We start from the raw sequence: 26,703 nt of genomic DNA, 5'->3' as shown, positions 1-26,703 counted from the left end.
TTCGATGCCGTGAGCCGCTCGGCCTATGCTGACGTGGATTCCGGCGAGGCTGTGGAGGACAAGAACGACGAGAACGAGAACAAGAGCCTCTTCGAGAAGATCGTGGACACGCTCTTCGAGATCGATCCCGACCCGAGCGCCGACGGCGTGGCCTTCTACCGCTACGATGCCAAGGCAGTCCACGACGGCTATGTGGCCGTAGACGACCCGGCCGCCCTCGTGGGCGGCGCCACCCAGGCCTATGTGCGCGACGAGAAGGGCGCCTATCAGAAGGTGACCGTGGTGACGGTGCCCGGCGCCGACGGTGCCGCGGACACCCTCGGCTACCGCACCGATGCCATGGCCGCCGACGCGACCCCCATTCCCGCCGAGGGCGTGGCCTTCTTCACCTACGACGGGGCCCTCGTGCACGATGGGTACTTCGTCGTGCCCGGCGGCTCCGAGCTGGCCACCCAGAACGGGGCGGGGGACACCCCCGGCGAGCAGCTGTTCGTGCGCAACGACGACGGCACCTACGGCAAAGTGGTCGTGGAGGAGAACGCCGACCGCGACGACGCCTCCAAGAAGGTGCTCACCTACTGGCATTCCGGCGGCGACTTCGACAAGGCTCCCGAGGCGGAGAAGAAGACCGCCAAGTGGCTGCTGCGCGATTCGGACTACACCATCGAGCTGCGCTTCGAGAACAGTAACGACACCTATCACCCCCTCGATGGGTCCGAGGATATCAACGCCATCGACCTGTACCGTCTCGTGACCGCCGAGGACGGCACCACCTCCTACGAGCGCGTGACCGACAAGCCCGGCGCCATCGCCGCCGGCGAGCAGCTCTATTGGCTGAGCCCCGGCATCGCTGAGGGCAACGTCATCCGCGCCGAGCTGAAGAGCGAGGCCACCAACACCGCCAAGGCCGTCGTGACCGTGTACGTGTCCGCCGGCCCGGCCGAGGAGGTGGACGAGGCCGCCGACCAGGTGGGCAAGACCCTGGCCGATGCGAAGGCGGCCCTGGCGCCCCTGAACTTCGAGATTCCCGATGCCCAGGTGACCTACGAGTACAGCGATACCGTGGCCGCCGGGCTCATCATCTCGGCCCGGAAGCTCTCCGAGCCGGTGTACAACGCCGACGATCCCACCAAGGTGGACACCCTCGGCCAGGTGGCCGTGGTCATCTCCAAGGGCCCCGATGCCTTCAAGGACCTGCGTCCCACCACCTCCACCGATGAGGACGGCAACGTCACCACCACCTACCTCACCGAGAGCGAGGCCCGGGCGAAGCTGCTGGATTTGGGCTACTTCGTCGAGACCGACACGGTGAAGGAGTACAGCAACGCGGTGCCCGCCGGCCAGCTCATCGACCTGGCCCTGACCCGCGGCCCCTGGACCCAGCCGGCCGTGGCCGGCGTGTACGCCGACCCGCGCTTCGACCCGAATTACGTGTACGCCGACGGCGAGGAGCGCGTGGAGGTGCCCACGGACGAGGACCTGCTGTGGGCCGTGAAGCCGCAGCCGGCCAAGGACTACCTCGGCACCGTGCAGCTGACCATCTCCGAGGGCAAGCACCCCGGCGACCTGGAGAAGGAGGAGCTGGCGAGCGCCTACACCGGCAAGACCCTGGCCGAGGCCATCCAGCTGCTCACCGACAACCACTACACCGTGGACGAGGCCAATGACGTCGTCCATGAGAAGAACAACGTCGTGGCCGCCGGCCTCGTGTTCAAGGTGGAGCGCATCGGCGACTACTCCGAGGACCGCGAGAACCGCGGCGCCGTGAAGGTGTACGTCTCCGACGGCCCCACCGAGGAGTACCTGCGCGCCCAGCTGTTCGCCGAGTGCGTGGGCAAGACCGTGGAAGAGGCCACGGCCCTGCTCGTGGCCGGCGGCTACACCGTGGACGAGGTGACTGACAAGCAGGCGAGCGCCTCCATCGACGAGGGGGCCGTCATCTGCGTCGGTCTGGTGCGCGTGAACGAGGACGGCAGCGAGGACGTGCTCACCGGCGACGACACGCCCACTGACATCCGCCGCGCCCGCCTCGTGGTGTCCTCCGGTCCCGATACCTCCGGCAGCGCGAGCGGCGCGCAGCCGGGCAAGCTGACCGTCACCCCCAGTTGGAGCGCGAAGGACCCCGCCAGCAGCGGCTATGACGAGAAGCTGGCCGACGGCACCTACCCGTCCTGGTACCTCATGCCCCAGAAACTGGGGGCCGACTACCTGACCGGCGATGCCCAGGCCACCCGCTTCACGAATTACTCCGCCGGCTCCAATGACGCCCACGGCCAGGCGGGCCATTCTGCCTGCTGGGGCAGCTCCCTCGACGAGACCTCGGGCAACTTGGCCATTGGCTACAAGTCCCAGGGCTCCTTCCTCGTGGACTTCCGCCAGGTGGACACCACGCCCAACGAGAACCTCGGCAACATCACCTACAAGCCGGCGAACCGCACCTCCACCAACGGCTCGCCCTATGACAACAACGCCCGTGGCGGCATCTCCGCCGTGGCCCCCGAGGGCACCTTCTTCATGGAGCAGGGCAACTCCAACTTCTACAACACCCGCTGCCCGGGCTGCTATTCCAACTGGGCCTACTACGACAAGAACACCCGCTGGATCTACGGCTCCGGCTTCGTTGACGGCTCCCTGCGCGACAAGGCCGGCTCCATCGTGGACCAGGTGCACAACCACTCCACCTACTACCACAACTACGACTACTGCTACAACTGGGCCAACGGCAGCCCCCGCTACAACTCCGTGGGCTCCTACACCTACAACACCGGTGCCCACCTGGAGATGGTCCAGGAGATCACCGGCGACGGCTTCGATGCCTACTACATCAAGATCAAGCAGCAGGCCCTGTCCTACCTGGATAAGGTGACCGTGGAGTACAGCGACGGCAAGAAGCTGGTGGTGGACGGCAACACCATCCGCCAGCAGTACTATAGCTCCCTGGCCACGGCCGGGGGCGCGGCCACCCCCACCTCGGTGCAGCTGGACAACCAGGGCAACTACTTCTTCCGCCTGAACCTCATGAAGGTGGTGGACAAGGGCGGCAAGCCCGTGGATCTGGCGGCCAACCCGAGTGCGGCCTACGACCGCCACGAGGCCGACTTCGGCACCGATCCCACCTACGCCTACCGCGACACCTTCAACGACTACACCCAGCAGGTGCCGCGCTTCAAGGTGAAGAAGATCACCTACGACGTGACCATCAACCAGGGCACCCTGGATGCCAACGGCTACCCGAAGATGCCCGACTGGGGCCAGTGGTTCTCCGAGAGCCTCTCGGCCTCCTCCGCCGAGTGGACCAAGGCCATGTCCTTCGAGGTGACCGGCCGCTTCATCAAAACTGACCAGGCCACCGAGCCCACGGCCAACAACACCGTGGCCTCCACTACCACGGTTAACATGACCATCGGCGGCCAGTACTCCGGCGACAAGTACGTCCATGCCGCCGCCACCCGCTACGACTCGCCCGACCAGCGCGCCGACGGTGCCAACGCCCAGGACAAGGCCAACAAGCAGGCGCGCACCATCTACGGCGACTACGATACCGGCGGGGCCGCTGAGTGCCTGAACATCTTCTACGACGAGTACAACCGCGGCACCTGGGGCTACAAGAACTTCCACCGGGTGGGCGCCTGCTGCAAGTCGGGCTGGTGCTCCTACCACAACACCTATCACCACCACTACCACTACTACCAGTTCGACGAGGGCAAGATGCGCCACCTGCGCACCTCCTCCTCGGTCATCACCTACGAGAGCCGCAACTACGTGCAGAAGTCCGTGGTGCGCGATCGGGGCTCCATCGGCTGGGCCGGCAACACCAATGTGTCGGACAACCACGACGACCAGCGCATCTTCGCCGACGACGAGGGCTATTTCATGTCCCTGTACCGCTGGGAGCCCGGCAGCAACAACAACAGCTACAGCGACCACGACTACAAGCCCTGGGGCACCAACATCTCGGCGGCCGACAACATCCGCATCAACGACTCGCTGCCCACCATCTATCCCGATCAGGACACCGAGTACTACGGCTATTTGGGCACGGGCCTGAAGTTCTTCCGCACGAGCGGGGCGAACACGGGCAACCCCGAGAGCTCCATCAGCGCCATGGACGGCGCGAACGTGTGGGCCCACCTGAACCCACTGACCAACTACGCCCGCTGGGAGCGCGCGGCCAACATGGACAAGGTGTTCATCACCCTGCGCACCACTGCCTGGGAGAAGGACAGCACCTGGACCGAGGCCGACGCCGCCACCGACAACGGCTGGAAGAAGAAGGCCGGCTCCTCCACCTACGAGTTCACCACCTCCGACGGCAAGGAGGTCACCCACACGGTGAACCGCACCATCCGCATCCGCGAGCATGGCATGTTCCTCGTGGACGCCTCCGGCAAGGAGACCATGGTGGACGAGTCGTTGCGCCCGTCGAACCACGAGAAGACCGACCCGGCCGACGACACCGGCTCCCCGGGCCTGACCTACCTGTTCTCCAAGGGCCTGAACAAGGACGGCGACGCCATCATCTATTTCAAGCGCCCCTACGACTACACCCCCGAGTTCATGGACGCCGCGAACTGGACGAGCGCGCCCAAGTACGAGTACGTGAAGAAGGGCAAGGACGCCGACGGCAACCCGGTGGTGGGCACCGACGGCAAGCCGGTGGTCAACCGCCTGACCAAGGTGGCCGACGAGAGCGACCACCAGCCTTTGACCATCAACCTGCCCGACGGCGAGTTCGTGACGAGCTACACCATCGATCTGGGCCCCTACGGCGGCGATGCCGACGCCACGGCCGAGACCGCCCGCGCCTACGACGGCGATCGGGGTTCGGGCCAGGCCGTGTCCGACTACCAGGTGCTCGGGCGCCCCTACATCTTCAAGGGGCAGGCGAACAAGCTGTACGCCGATGGCACCACGGCCCAGGAGACCCGTTTCCAGAGCTACATCGACAACGCCATCTCTACGGCCCATGTGGACTACAGCCGCTTCTCCGCCCCTGCCACCTATCTGACGAGCGTGGAGAAGGCCCTGTACTCCAACAACCAGTGGCGCATCGTGAACGCCTTCGAGCGCCAGTACAACTACACCGGCTGGGCCTACACCTGGGTGCCGCGCAACTCGGCCTACGACACTGCCTGGATGGTGGGCTACAAGGTGCGCTACGGCTACAACACCGGCATCCAGACCGAGAACAACGGCGCCCTGACGGACAACACCGAGAACTACAACCACGGCGATCATAGCGGAGATACCACCAGCCATGGCGTGCTCAACGAGAACTACCGCACCCAGGTGATCACCCGCACCGACAGCTACGGCTACAACGCCGCCAACGCCTCGGTGGTGCCCCAGGGCGCGTGGCTGAGAAACGGCGCCAACGATTACACGTCCTCCACGTCCAGCGGCTACACCACCAACACCATCACCTGGAAGACCGACACCAAGCGCGTCTACGACTACGGCGATGAGCGGGTGTACGATCTGGTGGGCGGCCAGGAGGTGGCCAACGCCGATGCCGACAACCTGACGCCCACGAAGGCCACCTACGAGGTGCGCTTCCAGAACCAGTTCGACGATCCGGCGGCCGGCAAGCCCACCGAGGACCATACCCGTGCGGCCCATATGTCCCGCGTGAAGCTGAAGAGCACCTTCGACGAGAACATCGCCGCGGCCGGCGACAAGGTGTTCCGCCTCCAGAACGTGTACGTGCCCGCCTACCTGGTGAACGACGGCGATCACAAGTGCAACGACCACGCCCAGGGCACCTGCATCAGCTACCAGTACGCTCCCTATGTGAAGGTGGGCGACGACTATGTGTCCTATGACGGACCCCGCAGACTCGAGGGCGGCAAGCAGGTGGCCGACGGCGGCGCCCACGACGGCAAGCAGATCTACCTGACCATCGTCGGCGACACCTACACCAAGGACGACGCGGCCTTCATCGAGGCCGTGGCCTGCGGCGGCCAGGACGGCGCTGCCTGCGCCTGCCTGGAGTGCGACGGCGGCTGGTTCAACGCCACCGACTTCACCTTCACCTACGTGGACGGCGACGGCGTGGAGCAGACGAAGTCCGTCACGTGGGGCGAGCTGAAGGAAGCCGGTCGCGTGAGCGGTCCCTGGAAGATCGACGACGCCACGGCGCAGGTAGTCTACGACGCCGATGGCCTGCCGACCTTCGACGCCGACGGCGACTACGTCATCGACTTCGAGAGCTTCTTCCGCGATGACGTTATAACATATAATGTTTATAAGGCTACAGAGGCGACGGATACCATCAAGGGCTTCGCCAACACCGGGGCCGCGGTGGGTCCCTACGACAGCGCCGAGGTGGACCAGACCTACGCCAAGCCGCTGTTCACCTCCCTCCAGATCACCTTCGAGGCCGCCAACGCCAACCGCCGTTTCGATAGCACCATGCTGGACGCCGGCCAGTGGCTCACCCGCAAGAGCCAGTACAACGTGGGCACCACCCAGGCCACCTACAAGGCCAGCAACCTCATGGTGAACTACGCCTTCAAGTACGAGGGCGTCTACGCCGATCGCCCGGTGGAGCTGTTCCGCACGGCCAAGGCCGCTACGAACCAGGCCCTCACCAAGGACAACGTCCTGGCAGCCGATCGCGACGGCGACAAGCTGAACGCGGGGCAGTGGGACTACAACTCCACGCCGTCGTTCGGCAAGCAGTCGAGCGCATTCACGGGCACCGACTCGCGCCACAAGCTGACCGTGGAGCTGAAGGCGAAGGATCCCAACACCGAGGGCCTCACCGCCTTCGTGGACGACACCGCCTCCTACCGCGTGGCCCACAAGCTGGGCACCATGGACACCTCCTATGTGCGCGGGCGCAAGATTGAGCCCACCGTGGGCTACGGTCGCGACGACGCCACCACCTTGCGCCAGAAGGACACCGTGTTCGCCTACGATGCTGACGAGCGCTCCTCCACGAGCATCTTCAGCTACGAGCCCACCACCACGGCCAACGACATCCCCGACGGCGCCCTGTACGCCGGCGACTACGTGGAGTACACCCTGTTTGTGGGCGCGAACCTGAAGTCGATGCTGCCCCTGCAGCACGTGGATGCCCGCTTTGAAGTGAACCGCGGACAGCGCATCGTCGGTTGGGAGGTGGTGACCGATGAAGTGCCCGGCGCCACCGGCGCCGCCTCCGGGAAAACCCAGCTCAACTTCGTGGGCGCCAACGACAAGCTTGGCGTCACGGGCGAGTTCGGCCCGGATGCCCCCGCCATCAACACCGCCAACCCGCCGCTGACCACCGATGCGGCCTACTACGATGCCGACGCGAACGCCGCCCGCGTGACCGCGAAGCTGCTGGGCGAGCCCAACGCCGCCGGCGCCGACGTGGTGACCATGGCCTTCGCCCCGGCCTCCACGGACCTGACCCTGCTGGCCCACGACGATATCGTGCTGCCCGACCCGGAGCCCGAGCCCGTGGACCCGGAGAGCCCCGACGGCGGCGAGGGGGAGAACCCCGATGGCACCGATACCGAGAGCCCCGACGGCGGCGAGGCCCCGGCCCCGACTTCCGTTGCTCCCGCGGCTCCGGCCGTGGCTGCCGACGCTGTGGCCCGGGCCACCCAGCCCGACACGGTGGGGGAGCACTACGACATGAACCGCGCCCTCGTGTTCTCCGTGGGCTCGCCCACTCAGCAGATGATGCCCGGCGAGGGCGTCTACATCCGCGTCATCACCCAGATGACCGACGAGCTTCAGGGCGACGCCGCGGCTCGCGACGCCTACAACGTCTCGGAGAACAAAGCTTTCAACAGCAGCAACGGCGACGGGCGGGAGCCCTACGACGCCGAGCGCCCGGCCTACGCCGCCAGTGCCGTGACCGCCGCCTACACCGTGACCGCCGCCCCGCGCCACGGCTTCAGCCAGTACCGCGTGGAGCAGTCCGATGCCGTGGGCGAGGACGTGTACAAGTCCGTGGACGACGAGGCCCTCGACCCCATCGACCACCGCCATCCCACCGACGTGGCCGCCAACCTCACGGGCCGCGACCAGTACGGCTCGGCCGTGGAGTCGCAGGTGCGCTTCTACAAGAACGGCAACACCGACGGGGCCGGTTCCGGCACCCATGCCCAGGTGGCCAGCCTCTCCCTGGGCGGCACCGACACCCAGGGCAACGCCCTGGCCGCCGACCTGCTGACCGCCACGGGCGCGAACCGCGATAAGTACGGCCAGGTGACCACCACGGCCAACACCGCCTACAGCGCCGCCGGCGCCACCGGTGCCACATCCAGCAAGCGCATGGCCCGCATTGCGGACAACCATCAGAACGACGTGCAGATCACGGCCGCCTACACGGAGAAGTCCACGACGCGCCGCACCGAGGCGAACCAGGACGGCAACCCGCTGAAGCTGACCGTGTCCAACCTGAAGAACCCCACCTTCCATACGAGCGACATCCGCACCACGGTGCGCTTCACCGAGGGCTTCAACGCCGAGAACCAGCAGCCCACGGGCCGCCAGATCTTCGAGTTCACGGGTCACAACCTGGCCTACCCGGAGACCATGCCCGACAACGAGGCCATGATGGATGCGGCGGGCAACGTCATGGGCGAGGCCATCAACCCCACCCAGTCCTTCGCCACCACCGAGGCCAACCGCACCGTGGCCGCGGGCTCCGCCGTGCGCCCCGACGGCCGCAAGAACATCATGGTGGAGTACTACGTGGCCCTGACCACCCAGGAGGAGATCGACAAGGCCCTGGCCATCAAGGCCGACCCGGCCCTGGGCGGCGAGGAGGCCGTGGAGATCGTCACGAAGAAGACCCCGGCCCAGGTTGACGGGAACGGCAACGAGACCGCCCCGGCCACCGAGGCCATCGTGGGCGCGTGGCTGGCCGAGGACCAGGACCGCGAGGCCCTGCGCAACTACATGGGCGGATTTACCGCCACCACCGGCGAGTTTGCCGGCCGCACCTTCGCCGGCCAGACCCACTACGTGGACGGCACCGTGAACCGCTTCTCGGGCCTGACCGACACCACGGGCACCACCTACGACAGGCGCGGCGTGTACAACATCAACCTGTTCCGCGAGGCCCAGGCCATGCGCTGGACCTACTTCGACGTGCCGGCCACGGCGTCGGTGAAGAACGCCGACGGCACTTTCACGGCCGACGGTCTGGCGCCCTTCGCCCTGAACGACGTGGAGCTTGAGGGCGTGGCCCGCTTCAACGACACCCGCAGCCCGCTGAACCTGTGGACCGACATCGCCAACTACTACGAGGGCACCGTGGCTGTGGACGTGGCCTACAGCCACCTCCACAACGAGACCACCACCCTGGACTTCCAGAACCCGCTGTACACCGACGACGTCATCCAGGGCGCCACCTTCGGTGATGCGGCCTCCACTAACGTGGAGCACGGCGAGTGGCGCACCCACCAGAACCAGTGGGACGCCATCGACGAGCCCATCCGCGTGTACCGCAAGAGCCCCAACGTGCAGTTCCAGAACCAGGTCTTCCAGACCCAGGAGGAGGCCATTGCGGCCTACGATGAGAACGCCGATCAGAAGAGCGGCTACGTGGCCGGCGAGACCTTCTGGTACCGCGATACCCTCGTGAACGCCAAGCTGGCGGCCGTGGCCACCAAGCCGGTGATGAGCATGGGCGGCTGGGCCTTCAACGGCACGGAGTACTACAGCAACTCCAACTACCACGTGAATAGCTCGACGTCCTCCATGTCGTTCTCCTTCACTGCCTATTCCGACACCAAGGTGTCGTGGCAGTACCGCGTGAGCTCCGAGAGCGCGAGCTACGACTACCTGTACTGGCGTGTGTACCGCAACGGCGCCCTGGTCAGCTCCATGAACGGCGGCAACTACGGCGGCAACACCGGCTGGCAGACCTGGCCGAGCTACAACGTGTCGGCGGGCAACTACGAGGTGTACTTCTACTACCGCAAGGACGGCTCCGTCCACAGCGGCGACGACCGCGCCTACATCCGCAACATCAACGTGGCCGACGCCATCGACCAGTCCGTGGGGGAGGGGTCTGCCGAGGAGAAGACCAAGCTCCAGGTGTTGAAGACCCACGAGGAGGGCGCCGGCGAGGGCGAGATCTACAACCCGGTGTTCTACGAGCGCATTCCCCTGGACTACCTGCGCCAGGCCTCCCAGTACGCCTACGACGACGCGGCCTCCGTGTCGGGCAACCTGGGCGCCCGCATCACCGAGGAGTACCTCGAGTCCGTGCTGAACGCCAAGGCCGACGACGGCTCGGCTTTGGGCATCGCCTGGTACGATCGCTTCGGCAACGACGTGACCGCCGAGCGCACCCGCGGTCTGAAGCTGAAGGCCACCCTGGTGGGCACCGAGACCGAGGCTGCCGACTACGGCGGCTCCATGAACTACGCTTCCCAGGAGCTGGGCCTGTGCACCAACGGCGGCCTGAACAACCCCTGTCTGGACGGCGGTTCCAACAAGTACACCTGGGGCAAGACCTACAACGATCTGGACCCCCGGGACAAGAACGTGTCAAACCCGACTACGTTCGGCCTGTTCAAGATCGAATGGGTGGTAGACCCCGAGTATAAGGATGCCACGGGCCGCACCTACATCACCGACCCGGCCGACAGCCGTTTCCTGGACGAGAACGAACTGAATACGGGCTCTCAACTGACCGACGGCTCCGTGCCCGAGAACGGCACCGTGGCCTCCGATGACATGGTGGCCCTGCGCCCGGTGGACCGCCCCGACTACACCTCCGCCGTGGTGGAGGTGGGCGACACCGTGGCCATCGCCTTCCCGGTGCGCGCCGCCGAGGAGAATCTGCCCCAGGTGTACAAGGACCTGGACGCCTCCACCACCACCGCCACCAACGCCGACGGCACGAGCAACACCACGGGCAAGAAGCCGGCCTTCCTGCCCCGCTTGGGCGAGTACTACTTCTCCGGCTACCACCTGCACTGCGGGCACGTGGGCTGCGCCGCCGGCAGCTTCTTCACCAACCCCGGCGTGGGCTCTGCCACCTTCGGCCTGTCCAATGCCGTCACCGGCGTGAACCGCGTGGAGACCCAGAACGTGCTCATGGACATGGACTCCCTGCTCCACGAGGCCGCCTTCACGGCCGACAAGCCCAAGCACGTGGACACCTACGAGATGTTCAATCACGCCTACACCTTCATTCCCGGCACCGATTCCAACGTGAAGCGCCCGAGCGGCGGCTACATCGGCGAGAACGTGGTCACGGCCCCCAACGTGAACGCCAACGACTACGGCTCCTCCGGGTCCAACGGCCAGTTCATGGATGCCGACGTGATGACCCTGCGCGGCGGCAAGGCCAACAACCAGAAGGTGAGCTACCTGCTGACGGGCACCCCCACCACCGGCGACAACACCGTGGCCGATGCCAAGGACAGCCTGCCGAACCAGTTCTCCTTCGTGACCCGCGACGCCTGGGACATTAAGGGCGACACCACCACCGGTCTTGTGGCCCGCGACTACTTCGCCTTCGTCACCGCCAGCCGCATCGCCGACGCCCTGAACACCTTCGGCGAGAAGAAACTGACCGCCAAGAAGCAGAGCACGGTGGACGTGGACCGCGCCCTGGCCAGCCAGGTGTCGGCCACCCCGCTGGTGTGGTCCCAGACCCGCCTGCACATGCAGAAGGCGTGGCTGACCACCACCTCCGAGATGGTGAGCGACTTCGACAGCCGCGTGGGCGATGCCAATGCGGCCGACGACTACCAGGCCGCTCGCCGCTACAGCGGCAACGTGGCCCAAGATTTGCCGACGGGCCGCCGCTACAACGGCGTGACCCGCGTGACCACCGGTGCCTCGGGCTCGGCCGCCATCAACACCGATTTCCCCACGGCCGCCGACGTGAACTACACCGACCCGAACAAGGACATCTACGACAACGGCCAGAACAATCTGACCCACTGGCAGCTGACCGAGGACCCGGAGGTGGAGTTCGGCCAGTACGAGGACGCTCTGGAATTCGGCCAGACCTTCACGAGCCAGCTCACGGCCTACAACTACGGCGACCGCAACCTGGACGGCGTGGAGTTCACCTACATCATGCCCCGCGGCGTGGAGCCGGTGATCGGCGAGGACGGAGCCATCGAGGTGGGCGCCGAGTTGCTGAAGAAGGTCGGCAGCGTCTCCAACGGCCGCGGTGCCACCGGCGCGGCCGCCAACGACGGCGCCCCCTATGTGGACGAGACCTACGAGGCCATCGATGAGGACCGCATCGAGGTGGAGGTGCTCCAGACGCCCTATAGCGCCTATGCGGGCTACGACGCTCCGGCGGCCATCCAGGATCCGGCCTTCTACCGCGAGGGCAACGTGACCACGGCCGCCACCGACCTGTCCCGGGCTGTGGAGCAGGCCACCTACTCCAGCGTGAGCGCCGCCACCGGCGCCGACTCGGTGCCCGGCGCCGGCGAGGCGCCCGTGGTGGACACCGCCAAGATGACCGGCTCCGCCTACACCCAGAGCTCCCAGCCCTGGGTGCTGAAGATCACCGTGAAGCAGGACCTCGGCAAGTGGTTCGGCCGCGCCATCGACGGCGGCGCGGCGGTGGCCGGCGTGGCCAACGCCACCGACCCCGACCCGGCGTCCATGGCCGACTGCTACACCGAGGGCGGCTACAAGCTGCGCGTGAACCTGGCCAGCCACGTCTTCGGCAACAACGAGGACGAGGCCTGGTACGACCGCCTGCTCACCGCCCCGTGGGACGATGCGGAGCACACCGACGAGCCCCAGACGAGCGACCCGACCGACGCCGCCACCCCCGGCACCCCCGGCACCGCGGCCGTCTACGAGGCCGTGGCCGACCCGACCGCCGAGACCGGCACCCTGTACGTGCGCGAGGCCGACGGCACCTACCGCACCGCCACGGCCGCCGATCCCACCGACGGCACCGTGACCTTCTACAAGAAGACCGCCGAGGCCACCGCCGGCACCGAGGGCACCCGTCCCTTCAACGCGAGCGCCTACTACCAGATCTACGACGTAGATGTGTACGAGGGCAACGCCGCCCTGCGCAGCCGCCGCCAGAACGTGCAGCCCTACGGCATGGACTACTCCTGGACCCTCATCGCCAAGGGCCGCCTCGGCGTGCACGCGCCGCTCTACGGCGAGTTCTACGGCTCTCCGAACTTCCCGGCCGTGAACGGGTTCACCACCATGACCAACTCGGTGCTGGCTGACGAGGCCCTGGCCGCCAACGACGGCCAGCGGGCCCTGGCCGCCATGGGCCTCGTGGTGACCAACGCCGCCCAGGTGAACTACAACGACGCCCTGAAGAAGAACGCTGCCGGCGAGCCGCAGACCCTCTACGCCCAGACTGGCACCCATGCGGTCATGCGCAAGCCGCTCGTGCGCGTGTGGAGCACCGTGAGCGAGTATAGCCCTGAGGCCGGCAAGACCTCCAACGCCGTGGAAGCGGTGAACGAGACCTACTATGTGGACACCGAGGCGGACCGCCGCCAGATCAACGTGCACATCGAGAACCGCTACTGGCTGAACGACCAGCCCTACCAGTGGCAGTACAACAACACGGCCAACGTGCACAACGGCACCACCTACAACTCCAAGTACCACAACAACTACGCCGTGGACGGCGGCTCCAAGGGCTCGCTCACGCTGCCCGTGCTGACTGTGGTGCTGCCCTACGGCGTGGCTCCGTACTCCAAGACCACCGGCCAGCCCTATTCCATCAAGGGCGAGAACAAGGGCATGGCGAACTGGACCCTGGCCACTGAGGACTGGGACGTGTCCGCCGTGGTGGGCGCCGATGCCGATAACTACGACAACCTGACGGCTACCCCCGCCCCGGCCGGCGACGCCACGGGGTATCAGACCCTGGCCAGCGTGAACGACAACATGGCGGCGGCCTGGAAGGAAGCCAACTGGGATGCCACCTACGCCTTCGAGCCGGTGACCACCGACACGGGCTCGGTGGAATGGCGCTACGTCCTGCGCTTCGAGCCCAAGGCCACGGGCTACAACGACGCCCGCGACCTGGTGACCCAGATCGTCTCGGGTGGCCTGGACACCTTCAAGTTCAACGTGCTCACCTACGACGAGCCGAAGATGGGCCTGGACCCGGCCTCCATGACCAAGAGCTACGAGAACATCCGCGCCTTCGTCACCTCCAAGGTGGACGGCGCCAAGCACCTCGTCGACGAGGACATCAAGGTGGCCAACGCCGCCGCGGCCGACCGCGTCACCCAGTCCACGGGCATGACCACGGGCAACGTCACCCTGGTGGCCGCCAGCGACGCCAACCCCTTCACCCCGGGTGCCGAGGCCCAGCTCGGCCTGTTCGGCGACGGCCATCCCCTGAAGGGCCACCAGAAGAAGCTCACGTGGCTGAAGTACCGCGCCGAGCATTCCAACTGGACCACGGTGAACTCCACCACCTACAACAACATCGCCAAGGCCACCGGCTACTATCTGGCCGACAAGCGCCTCGATGCCACCGAGAGCACCTACTACGAGTACGAGGCCCAGAACGCCTCGGGCAGCGAGTATGCGGCTGTGCCGCGCACTGAGGGCTTCATCCCCGCCAAGTACATCAAGACGGGCGATCCGAAGACCGGCGCCTCCCTGGGCGAGAAGGTGCCCTACAACTACCTGGCCGGCTACAACGGCACCTACACCGAGCGCTACGGCACCATCCGCTCCGCCAACGCCCTGGGCGGCCTGCCCGCCGCGGGCCTGCCGCTCGTGGGCACCGACACCGTGACCAAGGACCCCGCCGGCGAGCCGCTGGCCACGCCGCTGAACCAGGGCAAGGGCCTCACGGTGGGCGACTACGAGTTCGCCGCCAACGCCTACGGCCTGTCGGCGGCCACCACCCTGGCCCTGAACGGCCATCGCGACGTGAACGGCGACGGCGCCCTGGTGCCCGACACCGCGGCCACCCATCGCGAGAAGTTCGTGAACCGTCTGGCCGGCGAGGCCCGCGAGCACGGGGATTCCGGCGTGTACTCCACCATGAAGCTGCGCACCAAGGTGCCCACCTTGAACGCCGACTACGAGGTGGAGGCCAACCCGAGCGACCGTCCGAGCGATACCGGCGCGGACTATGCCAACGACGGCATCCCGGGCACCTCGGCCACGGGCATGGGCGCCGACGAGGATTCCATCATCTCCGTGGACGGCTCCATCATCACCGCGCCGCGCACCTGGTGGGAGAATGGCATCAAGTTCACCGACCGCGTGCTGCGCGACACCGAGGGCCACGAGCGCATCAAGGTGATCGAGACCGACAACAACGGCGTCATCACCACCGAGATGAGCGAGCGCTACGAAGACGGCACCATGAAGAACTACGCCAAGCGCGTGAAGAACGGAAACGTCGTCACCTTGACGCTGAAGTCCTACGACGAGAACGGCAACGTGGTGTGGTCCCTCAAGAAGACCTTCACCCTGTCGCTTCTGACCGGCGAGCTGGACCAGACCGTGGCCGACCTGTACGCCGGCGACTGCGACGGCGGCGGCAAGCTCGTGCTGACCGAGAACTACAAGCGCACCAAGAAGGTGACCACCAACCCCATTCCCGACGCCGACCGCAAATGGGACGACGCCGCGGGCACGACCTTCTACACCCGCGAGTACGTCTACAGCGAGGCCGAGGCCGGCTACGACGGCACGAAGTACATCAAGCGCCCCGATACAGCCAACCCGGGCCAGTTCATCTACGTGGCCGTGGCCGATGCCACCGACTACGACCCGTCCGCCGACACGGTCTACAAGCGCGAGGAAGTGTACACCGCCGTGCCGCGGGACAAGTACGTCCTGGGCAGCCTGGCCGACGCGGGCACCCCGCTGTTCGTGGGCGAGGGCGACGCCTTCGTCTCCGTGCGCGTGGCCCACAAGGCCCCGGCGACCGGCGAGGTGGTGGACCCCTACAGCTACTTCGACTACAGCCTGGGAGCGGTGCCGGAGCAGAGTGCTCTGGGCGCCACCTTCTACACCTACAACGACGCCAAGGGCACCTACGAGAAGAAGGACCTGTCCTCGGCCACCCAGCTGGCCTTCTACGCGAGCGACGCGGCTCCCGACATCTTCGTGAAGCAGATCGTGCGCGGCCAGGTCACCTACGTGAACGCCAAGCTGCGTGCCCTGGAAGTGGGCTTCTTCGACGACTACGTGTACACCCTGGAAGGCGATAAGGACTCCCCGGGCGCCCTCGTGGAGCACCCGCTGGACGACCTCACCTTCTACGTGCGCACCGAGACCCAGGTGCCCAACCCCGACTACACACCGCCCACCGAGGGCGAGGACGGCGACAAGGGCGACGGCGACAAGGGCGACGGCACGGGCGACGGCTCTGGCGACGGCTCTGGCGACGGCTCTGGCGACGGCGGCACGGGCGACGGCAAGCCGACCGACCCGGAGAAGCCCGAGGTGCCCGAGTTCATCACCCGGGTCAGCTACGATGCCGTGACCTTGAACTCCACCAACCTCGACCAGTACACCGGCCCGAGCGCCCCGCAGCTGTACAAGCACACGGGCTCCGGCACCGCCGAGACCGACTACACAAAGGCCACCATCTTCAAGAAGAACGTGGATCCGCGTACCAAGTACGTCTACACCACCGCCGGCCTCGGCCGCCTGGTCAAGATCGGCGAGAACTACTACCTCTACACCGAGGTGGAGAAGAACAAGCTGGACAGCACCGGCAAGCCGCTCGTGGATGCGGACAAGAACCCCGTGAAGGAGCGCTACGCCCACTACGTGGCCCAGGTGAAGGCCCCCGACGGGGCGACCATCACCGCCGACGAGGGCCGTTTCACGGCCGTGGGGGAGACCTTCTACACCTTCAGCGACCCCGATCCGAGCAGCACCGACGGCACCGAGGGCACCGAGGGCACGTGGAACGTCGTGCGCGACGGCGTGGTGGTCACCGAGAAGTCGTTCCGCCGCGACCTGGTGCCCGGCACCGACAAGCTCGGCGACTACATGGAGGCCGAGGCCAACCAGCTCTACATCGAGGTGAAGTCCCCGGCGTCCGATTCCAACGAGGGCCCCTCGATCTATCTGCCCGTGGAGATCATCCGCGTGAAGGACGAGGAGCCGCCGAAGGCCCCCGACGCCTACGACGAGTTCGAGTACAGCCGCAACGAGACCGTGGACGACATCCGCACCACCCAGACGCGCAACGTGATCTTCCACATCCCGCTGAAGGATCCGGGCATTCCCTACAAGACCAACGAGGCGGGCGAGTGGATGCTGCGCGAGAAGGGCACCGACATCCTGACGAGCGATGTGTCCACGCCCGTGGACTACAACGCCGACGGCACCCCGAACCTGGGCACCTACGACCCGGAGGTGTGGGAGATCATCCCCTACACCTTCAACAACTACCGCGTGGACGGCCGTACCCTGGCCTGGGTGGCCACGGGCGACAACGACCCGTACTTCCACCACAACGAGATCCAGTACGATCCGGCCTTCCTGGAGTCCTTCGGCATGGACAACAACTGGATCGAGCACGACACCCTGTTCTTGCCCTCGGGCGAGAACGACGCCTGGCAGTACAACGAGCACCCCTGGTTCGCAGCCACCATCACCAACTCCGCGGACAAGCTGGAGCCTGAGGACTACACCGACATCGTGGAGGCCCAAGGCAACCTGAAGCACGCCAAGCTCGTGTACGCCCTGCACCTGCCGAGCCAGGTGACCTTCTACGACGACCGCATGCTCACCGACGACAAGGAGCTGGCCGGCTGGGACGGCACCACCTCCACCGACAGCAACTACCAGTGGATCGGCGACTACGAGGACGACGAGTACGCCTTCTACGTGGAGCGCACCTACCGCGACCGCCACGCCGAGGTGGCCGACCCGGCCGCCGGCGACTACGTGGTGGACGCCGCCGCCCACAAGATCGAGCGCTGGGTGACCGTGGCCGAGAACAACGACAAGGACAACGCCCCCAAGACCAAGCCCGACACCGCGGCCGGCGAGACCGTGCGGGCCGCCGACGGCACTCCGGCCATGGTCGACGACGGCACCGGCACCCTGGTGCCCAAGACCGAGGCCGACACCAAGGCCGGCGAGTACGTGGCCAACGCCGCGGGCGAGAAGCTCGTGGCCAAGACCTGGGCCGACAAGGCCCTGGGCGAGGGCGTCATGCGCATCGAGCGGCTGACTCCCAAGCAGCTTTTGGCCGAGGGCTGGACCGTGAAGGTGACCTACCAGCCCAACTACGGTGACGACACCTTCGCCACGACCGGTCCCACGGCCGGCCGCGGCGGCGCCGACAACGCCCACTACGGCAAGGCCGACCTGGACGACCCGACCGACACCCTGGCGAGCCGCAACCTCGTCCACGACCGCCTGGCCGGCGAGTCCGAGGAGAACCAGGGCGTGGGCGCGCTGACCACGCCGAAGGCCCACGCCCACGATCGCGAGGTGGTCGTGTTCGAGCTGGCCGCCCCCGACGACGCCACCGACAGCGAGTTCGCCGAGTTCGACAGCTTGCTGAACGCCTTCTACGCCGGCGCCCACGCCGACGGCTACCTGGGCTACGGCGACGCCATCACCGTGAAGGTGAAGACCCGCCTGGACAACCTGGGCGACGTGGAGTCGGCCATGGACGACAGCCTCTACGAGGACGGCAACCTGGTCAGCTTCAAGAAGCAGATGGAGACCGTGGCCTCCTGGGACGGCGACGACTCCCAGTTCTACGCCACGGCCCACGAGACCAAGCTGAACTGGCTGTCCGACGACCCGGAGGACGGCGCCTGGGATCATATCTATGATGACAAGTTCGATGGTACCGGTGGCAGCGAGAACACCGGTCTGGGCAAGGACGAGAACGGCAACCCCATCGATCCCGGCAGCGCCGGCGGCTCGGCGGCCACCAAGCCCAAGCTTGAGGACGACCAGATCAAGACCCTCATCGGCACGTCGTTCCACGGCCAGTCGGTGAACCGCTTCTTCCGCGCCGGCAAGAAGGCCGAGGACAACCAGTACGAGAATATCAACTACGACCGCGACAAGGACTTCGACGACCTGTACGTGACCGCCACCTCCGGTTGGTTCCACGTGCGCAAGCCCAGCGTGTCGGTGCGCTCCGACACCGAGAAGCTGCGCAGCCTCATCTACAACTCCGACATGAACGTCTACACCGGCCAGGACGTGCAGCTGCGCGGCTCCAACGGGTTCTACCTGACCCAGGCCGTGAACACCGGCGGCGCCGTGAACAGCTTCGTGGTGGATTGGCAGGTGCCCTTCTGGGCCACTGCCGGCGCCACGGCCAACGACAACGCCATGACCGTGAACAACGCGCCCTTCGAGTCCACTGCCTACGCCGTGGGTCGCCTGAGCTCGGTGTTCGAGCGCGTGTCCACGGGCGTGTGGGAGGTCCCCGGGGCCCTCTACACCGACACCGGCGATAATAAGGGCACGCCTTTGGCCGCCAACGAGGCGGGCGCCCTGCCCGCCAACGAGGCCGCTGAGACCGAGAGCCAGCTGCGCCTGTTCATGTTCGCCCGCATCGTGTCCACCGACCGTGCCGAGTGCGTGAACGCCTACAACGAGCAGAACGGCCCCACCTACACCGACCATGAGAACTTCGCCCTGCCCGGCAGCGATGCCGACCGCGACTACTGGTACGGCGAGGACGAGATCGACGAGGTGTTCGGCGACTCCACCGACTACAACACCGCCGACGAGCAGCGCTGGATCCAGATCGGCGAGCCGGGCGGCTACGCCATCTCCGACAAGGAGAACGTCACCATCGACGACAGCTTCCTCGACAAGTACGAGGGCTGCCAGGTGCGTCAGATCCGCTGGGTGGTGAAGGCCGTGCCCACCACCGACGAGAGGGGCCGCGCCATCACCCCGCGCGTCGACGACGACCGCCTGTCCCACGAGGTGGCCGTGCCCCACGGCTTCCGCCTCGACGTGGACGCCGTGCCCGATTCCGACGAGAAGCTCTACGACCAGAACGGCAAGGAGGTCGTCACCGCCGGCAAGCAGGAGGCCGACGAGTTCGACCCGCTGCGCCTGAACGCCGGCTGGGGCTACAAGAAGAACAACCACGGCCAGGTGCAGATCCTGGACGCGGCGGGCAACTACTACCCGGACACCACCGTGGCCCTGCACTCCGGCATCACCGACAACGCCCCCATGGTGGACTTCGCCACGTCGCTTCTGAACACGCCCACCGTGGGCCAGGCCTCCCAGAACCCGCCCGACAACGAGGCCCCCTCGGCCGAGGCCGACCCGTCGGTGCACGTGAACCACTTCGTCTCGGCGGTGCCGCGCTACGACGACACCAAGAGCGTGGAGACCGAGCGCAGCCGCGCCGGCTTCATCCGCACGCCCGAGTCGCCGGTGCTGGCCCTCGAGATCATCCAGGGCTACTTCTCCGGCTCCGGCACCACCGGCTACAAGTGGGTCACCGGCGCCTCCACCATCGACAAGGGCTCCTCGCGCATGATGCGCTACAAGATCATCCTGTCCAACCTCTCCGACGAGCAGATGGCCGCCCTGAACTACAAGGGCTACGAGCAGGACTACTGCGCCAACCCGCAGATCTCCCAGATCCTGCCCTATGTGGAGGGCTTCGGCGCCTCCCAGGACATGACCGACGACAAGCTGCAGTACGTGGCCTACGACGACCTGTACACCACCAAGACGGTGACCAACCCCGACAACACTACCACCACCGAGACCGTGCCCAACCCGGTCTACAGCTACTTCGACTGGGACTACGTGTCCACCAAGGTGGGCAACAAGCCCCATCCCAACCTGGACGCGAAGCAGCCCATCTGGACCTACTACGTGGCCGACATGACCGACTACCTCGAAGTGGGCGACGTGGTGCGCTCCAACTCCTCCTCGGCGCCGCGCATGAACGACCCCGGCCCCATCAACAGCAAGGGCTCGGCCTTCCTCGTGGCCGACAAGGCCGCCGGCGTGGACGCGGGCTCCAACTTCAACCGCAAGATGTTCAACTGGCGCTTCAGCGGCCAGAAGTCCATCAAGGACGTGGAGGACGAGAACGGCAACGTGACCCAGGTCACCGAGTACGACCGCGGCATCCTGTCCCCGGGCCAGGGCATCGTCATCGAGCTCATCATGCCGGTGCAGAAGGAGTCCTCCGACTTGCTGTCGGAAGACTTGCTGACCACCTCCGGCTACGGCTACAAGCCCGGCTCGTTCATGCCCTACACGCCGGCCACCTCCGATAACGACGGCTCCACTCGCGGCCTGGTGTCCGATACCCGCGACGTGAACCTGGACGGCCAGACCTCGCAGTCCATGGTCATGATGCAGCTGAAGGCCCTGGAGTTCACCGGCGAGCAGAACCTGTCCAACACCAAGACGGCCTCCACCCAGATGGAGGACTTGGCCACCTACGCCTCCAACGGCGCGGCCGCTGTGCCCGAGGGCACCACCTACAGCTACTACACCAGTGCGGTGAACCCCGAGGCCGACGAGTCGAAGGCCCGCAACTTCAACAACATCGCACTCTACGACATCCTGCCGTTCGAGGGCGACTACCAGATCTGGACGAACAACAACGCCGAGCCCATCAGCCGCGGCTCCCAGTGGTCCGGCTGGCTGAAGGACCTGGACTCCATCAAGGTGAAGCGGTTCTCCGCCGCCGACTCCACCATGCCCGCCGACGGCATCACCCTCACCGACGGCGTGGACATGGACATCTGGGTCGGCCCCTACGAGGAGGATCCGGCCACGGGCCGCATCAGCCTAGCCGATCCCTCCGACCTGTTCTGGATGTACATGTACGGCGACAAGGTCGTCTACGGGCCGAACTACGGCTCCTTCGAGGACGGCAAGGACCCCGACGACCTGGAGCAGTGGACTGACAGCTCCTACTACGAGTTCGAGAAGGTGCGCCTCGGCGAGTACGACGAAGTGACCGGCAACCTCATCACCGACGCCGACACCATGAAGCGCCGCTACAAGCTCGTGAAGCTGGCCGACCTGAAGGAGTACGTGGAGGAGTACCCCGAGGAGAAGGAGGAGCTGACCCGGGGCCTGGTAGCCATCTGGGCCCAGCCGAAGATCGACACCTTCATCCCGCGCAAGGGCTACCTGCGCCTCGTCTACGACCTGAAGGCCCCGCTGAACCTGCCCAAGTTCCTGGGCACCAAGACGGGCGACCCGGCCGTTGACATGCAGGCCGAGGTGAAGCAGGAGGAGTACGACAAGTACACCGAGGCCGAGAAGGCCCTCTACAACAAGCGTCGTGCCCGCGCCGCCGAGCTGCGCTCCGCCGTGCAGTGGAACACCTTCTACTGCCGCGTGAACATCAACGACTCCGGCGACATCTCCGGCGCCTACCACGTGGAGGACGTGCGCGCCGGTACCTTCGTGGACGCCCCGGACAACCGCGGCTACATCGGCGACTACGTGTGGCTCGACTCCGACTGGTCCGGCACCCCCGAGGACGACGTGCTGGATATGAACGGCAAGGAGGCGGAGAAGGATGCCGACGGCAACGTGCTGAATTCCGCCTACCAGACCTCGCTCAACGGCCGCAAGCTGCTGCGCGGCGTGGTGGTGGACCCGGTTACCGGCAAGCCCGAGTACGAGACCGTGCGCGAGCCGGCCATCGACCGCGACGGCAACCAGGTGGTCGACAAGGACGGCAACCCGGTGTACTACGAGAAGCAGATGCTCAAGCGCTTCGACAACACCACCTACAAGGATGCCAACGACCGCGACCAGAGCCGCCTGAAGGATCTGGACTACGACCTGGAGAAGGAAGACCCGGGCATCAACGACGTCAAGGTGGAGCTCCTGAACGAGTACGGCAACCCTGTCAACCGCGACGGCGAGGTGTCGGTGCTCGTGAACAACGACAAGACCGGCCGCCAGGACCGCTGGGTCCGCTGCGACGAGCGCACCGGCAAGCCGGAGTTCGACGCCTGGGGCAACTACATCTCCGCCGACTCGGGCGCGCCCTGCGTCTACTACACCGAGACCGACTACTACGGCAACCCGGGCTACTACGTGTTCAGTAACCTGGAGCCGGGCAAGTACCGCCTGCGCTACACCTTCCCCGAGGAGTACTACAACTTCTCACCCACCCAGAAGTCCATCGGCGAGACGGACATCTACGCCAACGCCGAGGACAAGGACCTCACCGTGGAGCGCATCGAGGCCGACCATGCCAACGGCGTGGACGCGGCGCTTGTGGTGACCACCTCCACCATCGAGGTGGAGCCCGTGGCCTACGATCAGGCCAACGCCGGCACCGACGCTTACGACAAGGCCGTGCACGAGGCCTACGACAAGAAGGCCACCTCCATGAAGCTCGGCATCGCCCAGGGCATCACCTTCGAGGGCGTCACCTACCGCGACGATATCCTGGCCGACGGCACGCCGGAGGAGGACATCCAGATCAACTCCCTGCTGGATTCCGTGGGCGTGGGCACCGGCACCACTGAAGAGCAGATGGCCGGAGCCGATGCCAAGCCCGAGCGCCGCCTCGAGGGCATCCGCGTGAACGTCTACGAGTACGACAAGGCGAAGGGGTCCATCTCGTCCACTCTGGCCACCGATGCCGACGGCAACGCCGCCACCATCGTGACCGACGACACCGGCTTCTTCCGCTTCCGCCTGAAGGCCGGCAAGACCTACATCATCAAGACCTCCGAGACCGTGGCCAACCGCCTCATCAAGCCCACGCTGAACACCTGGAGCAACGATGCGACGGCCTACCAGCGCGACGGCTTCTACTACCACGACTCCGACGTGCTCGTGGCCGACAACGACCTGCGCTACGTGTCCGGCTCCGCCCGCACCTACCCGCTCACGGCCGCCCTGCCGCTGGACGCGGACGGCAAGGTGATCTACCAGGATCCCGCCAACAAGTGGCTCGGCTACGAGCGCCAGGACAAGCTGGCTTTGGGCTACGTGGACGGCACCAAGGGCTATTTGGGCAACAACGTGTGGAGCGATGCCAACTACGACGGCGTGCAGCAGGCCGACGAGGAGGGCGTGGGCCAGGGCCGCGATAACGGCGGCGTGAAGGTGAAGCTGGAAACCTGGTACTACGGCCCGACCGAGACCCGCATGGAGTACGTCCAGAAGAAGGATTCCAACGGCAACCCGCTGTGGAAGACCAACGCCGCCGGCGTGCCGGTGATCGACCCCGACACCGGCGAGAAGACCCCGGTCATGGAGTGGACCATGACCGATGAGGGCGAGTTCCGCTGGCAGCTGTACCCCGGCGATGAGCTGCGCGAGGCCTACACGGGCGACGCGGCCGCGGCGGGCACCTACCTGTTCCGCGACGTGTCCTCCTACGTGGTTGACCCGCGCGACACCCGCAACCTGGACAACGACTACAAGACCAAGCGTCTGGCCGGCTACCGCCTGCGCATCGATCAGGAGGATCTGAACGCGCTCGATGAGGACTACGCCATCACCGTGCGCAACGCCTTCATGACCGACAACACGGGCAACCTCGGCCAGTCGGTGGACTCCGACTCCGACCTCATGACCAAGCCCGTGGCCACTGGCGTGCTGCGTCAGGCCAACGACGTGGCCTCCGGCTACACCGACGGCACCGCCTACTACATCAAGAACGGCTCGGTCTTCGAGCCCATGCCCGCCGGCACCGACCCGGCCGTGACCCGCTACGTGAAGGTGGCCAACGGCAACGCCGCCGGCGACGACATCTACGTGGCCGTGGCCGACGCGCCCTTCGCCCCCGGCTCCGTGGATGAGGGCGACGGCGAGGCGGAGGAGCCCGGCGAGGGCTTCAACGGCACCCAGAGCGCCGATGGCACCAACTCCGAGGACGCCACGACCCTGACCTACTACCTGAACGAGCAGCGGGACGAGGGCTGGACGCCGGAGCCCGGCTCCTTCGCCGACGGCTACATCGTGCTCGCCTCCATCGGCCAGCACTCCGCCACCGGCACGCTCATCGACCGCGTGACCGGCGCGCCCCTGGCCGACTCGCCGGAGCTGGCGCCGTTTGCTGAGCTGAACGAGAACACCCCGGTGGAGGTCACCTACACCACGGTGTACCGCAACGAGACCGACGCCACCCAGCAGATTACCATCACCGATCCCTACCCGACGGGCAAGGGCCTCACGGCCGCGACCGACGTGGTCTGCGTGGACGCTGCCTGCGACAAGGCCGGCGTGCCCGTGAACATGAACGCCACCGATGCCGAGGGCAACCCCGTGGTGCGCTTCGGCACTGACGACGTGGACGGCTCCGGCGCCTACACCGGCCGCATCAAGCTGGCCCCGGGCGAGTCCGTGACCGTGACGGCCACCTACCGCTTCCGCACTGTGAAGACCGTGGTGCACCATGCCGTCATCGGCGGTACCGAGGATGGCGAGGTGGAGACCAACACCGTGGCCCACAAGGTCAAGCGCGATCTGGAGGCCCTGCGTCCGGTGCTGCCGCTGTACCAGAGCTCCATGCTGCGCGACGGCGACAAGGTGACCTACGACGAGAACGGCCAGGAGACCGAGCGCGTGGCCCCCACCATCGCCACTGGCGACTACGTGACGGGCAAGAGCTTCGCCCAGGCCACGGCGGCCATCGAGGCCGACGGTCTTTCCGTGGGCCGCGTCATCTTCAAGACCGAGCTCACGGGCAGCGCGCCGCCGGGCACGGTGATCGGCCAGGTGCCCGTCGCCGGCCTGCTGAAGCACGAGGGCTCCCCGGTGAACCTCATCGTGGCCGGCCCGCGCGACGCGGCCATAAACGTGCTCGGCGTCACCTGGGCCGACAACGGCCTGGAGAGCTCCGACAACAAGGTCTACGGCCAGGAGAAGATCGACGAGGACGGCATCGCCACGGGCCTGTACCTGCCCCTGCTCACCCTGGGCGGCAAGGCCGTGAACCGCTACGAGTCCACCGAGGCCGTGGAGGAGGCCCTGAACAACCTGTGGAAGGCCGCCCAGGATCTGAAGAAGGAGATCCCGGTCGCCCCGAAGACGCCGCCCACGCCCGAGGAGCTCTCCCGCGCCAACGAGAAGTACAACGAGGAGAACTTCTACGACGCCATCAAGGTGGTGGACCCGAACAACCCGACCGACGACGAGCGCAAGCGCGCCCGGGAGGCCGCCGACAAGGCCTGGTCCACCGATTGGAACAACTTCCTCACCACGTGGAGCAAGACCCTCGGCTTCGTCTATGCCGACGCCAACGGCGAGCTCATCACCTACAAGGTGAACACCGAGGCCACCAACGTGTTCACCCAGCCCTATAACAAGCACGGCATCGTCATCCAGGGCGAGACCGAGCAGGACGAGTGGCTCGTGTACTGCGCCGCCTACGAGGGCGACGACACCTACCTCTACGGCCTGTGCGACAAGGGCACCACGGTGACCACCGACACGCTTTCCAAGGAGGAGTTCCCCGGCTACAAGGCCATCTACGACCACCTCAAGGCCGACTTTGACGCCAAGACCGCCCGCTACGAGGAGGCCCTGGCCATCTACAACACCCTGAACGACGAGTACGCCACCTACAAGGGCAAGTACAAGACCTACCTGGCCGAGAAGCTGGAGTACGAGTCCGAGGAGGACTACGGCAACGGCAAGATGCTCTTCGGCGACGTGAACACCGTCTACGACCTGGGCGACGCGGCCCGTCTGTACAACTGGGACGCCGGCCTGGTCATGGTGCCGCGCTCCAGCATCTCCGGCAAGGTGTGGGACGACTCGTTCTACGAGACCGACGAGAACGCCCACGACGCCGCGGCCCGCGAACGT

At 66.4% G+C, this 26,703-nt stretch carries 1 protein-coding gene (cut by both window edges); it reads left to right on the top strand.

All 26,703 nt of this window come from inside a single coding sequence — locus F8D48_RS11595, SdrD B-like domain-containing protein, on the top strand. Of the gene's 73,920 coding nucleotides, 20,499 precede the window and 26,718 follow it; the stretch shown corresponds to coding positions 20,500-47,202 — codons 6,834 (complete) to 15,734 (complete); the first complete codon in view begins at position 1. Both the start codon and the stop codon lie outside the window.

Origin of the sequence: Adlercreutzia muris, assembly GCF_008831045.1 — a bacterium.
Classification (GTDB): domain Bacteria; phylum Actinomycetota; class Coriobacteriia; order Coriobacteriales; family Eggerthellaceae; genus Adlercreutzia; species Adlercreutzia muris.
The sequence above is the reverse complement of the archived record's forward strand: the minus strand, read 5'-3'. Positions and strand labels throughout refer to the sequence as shown.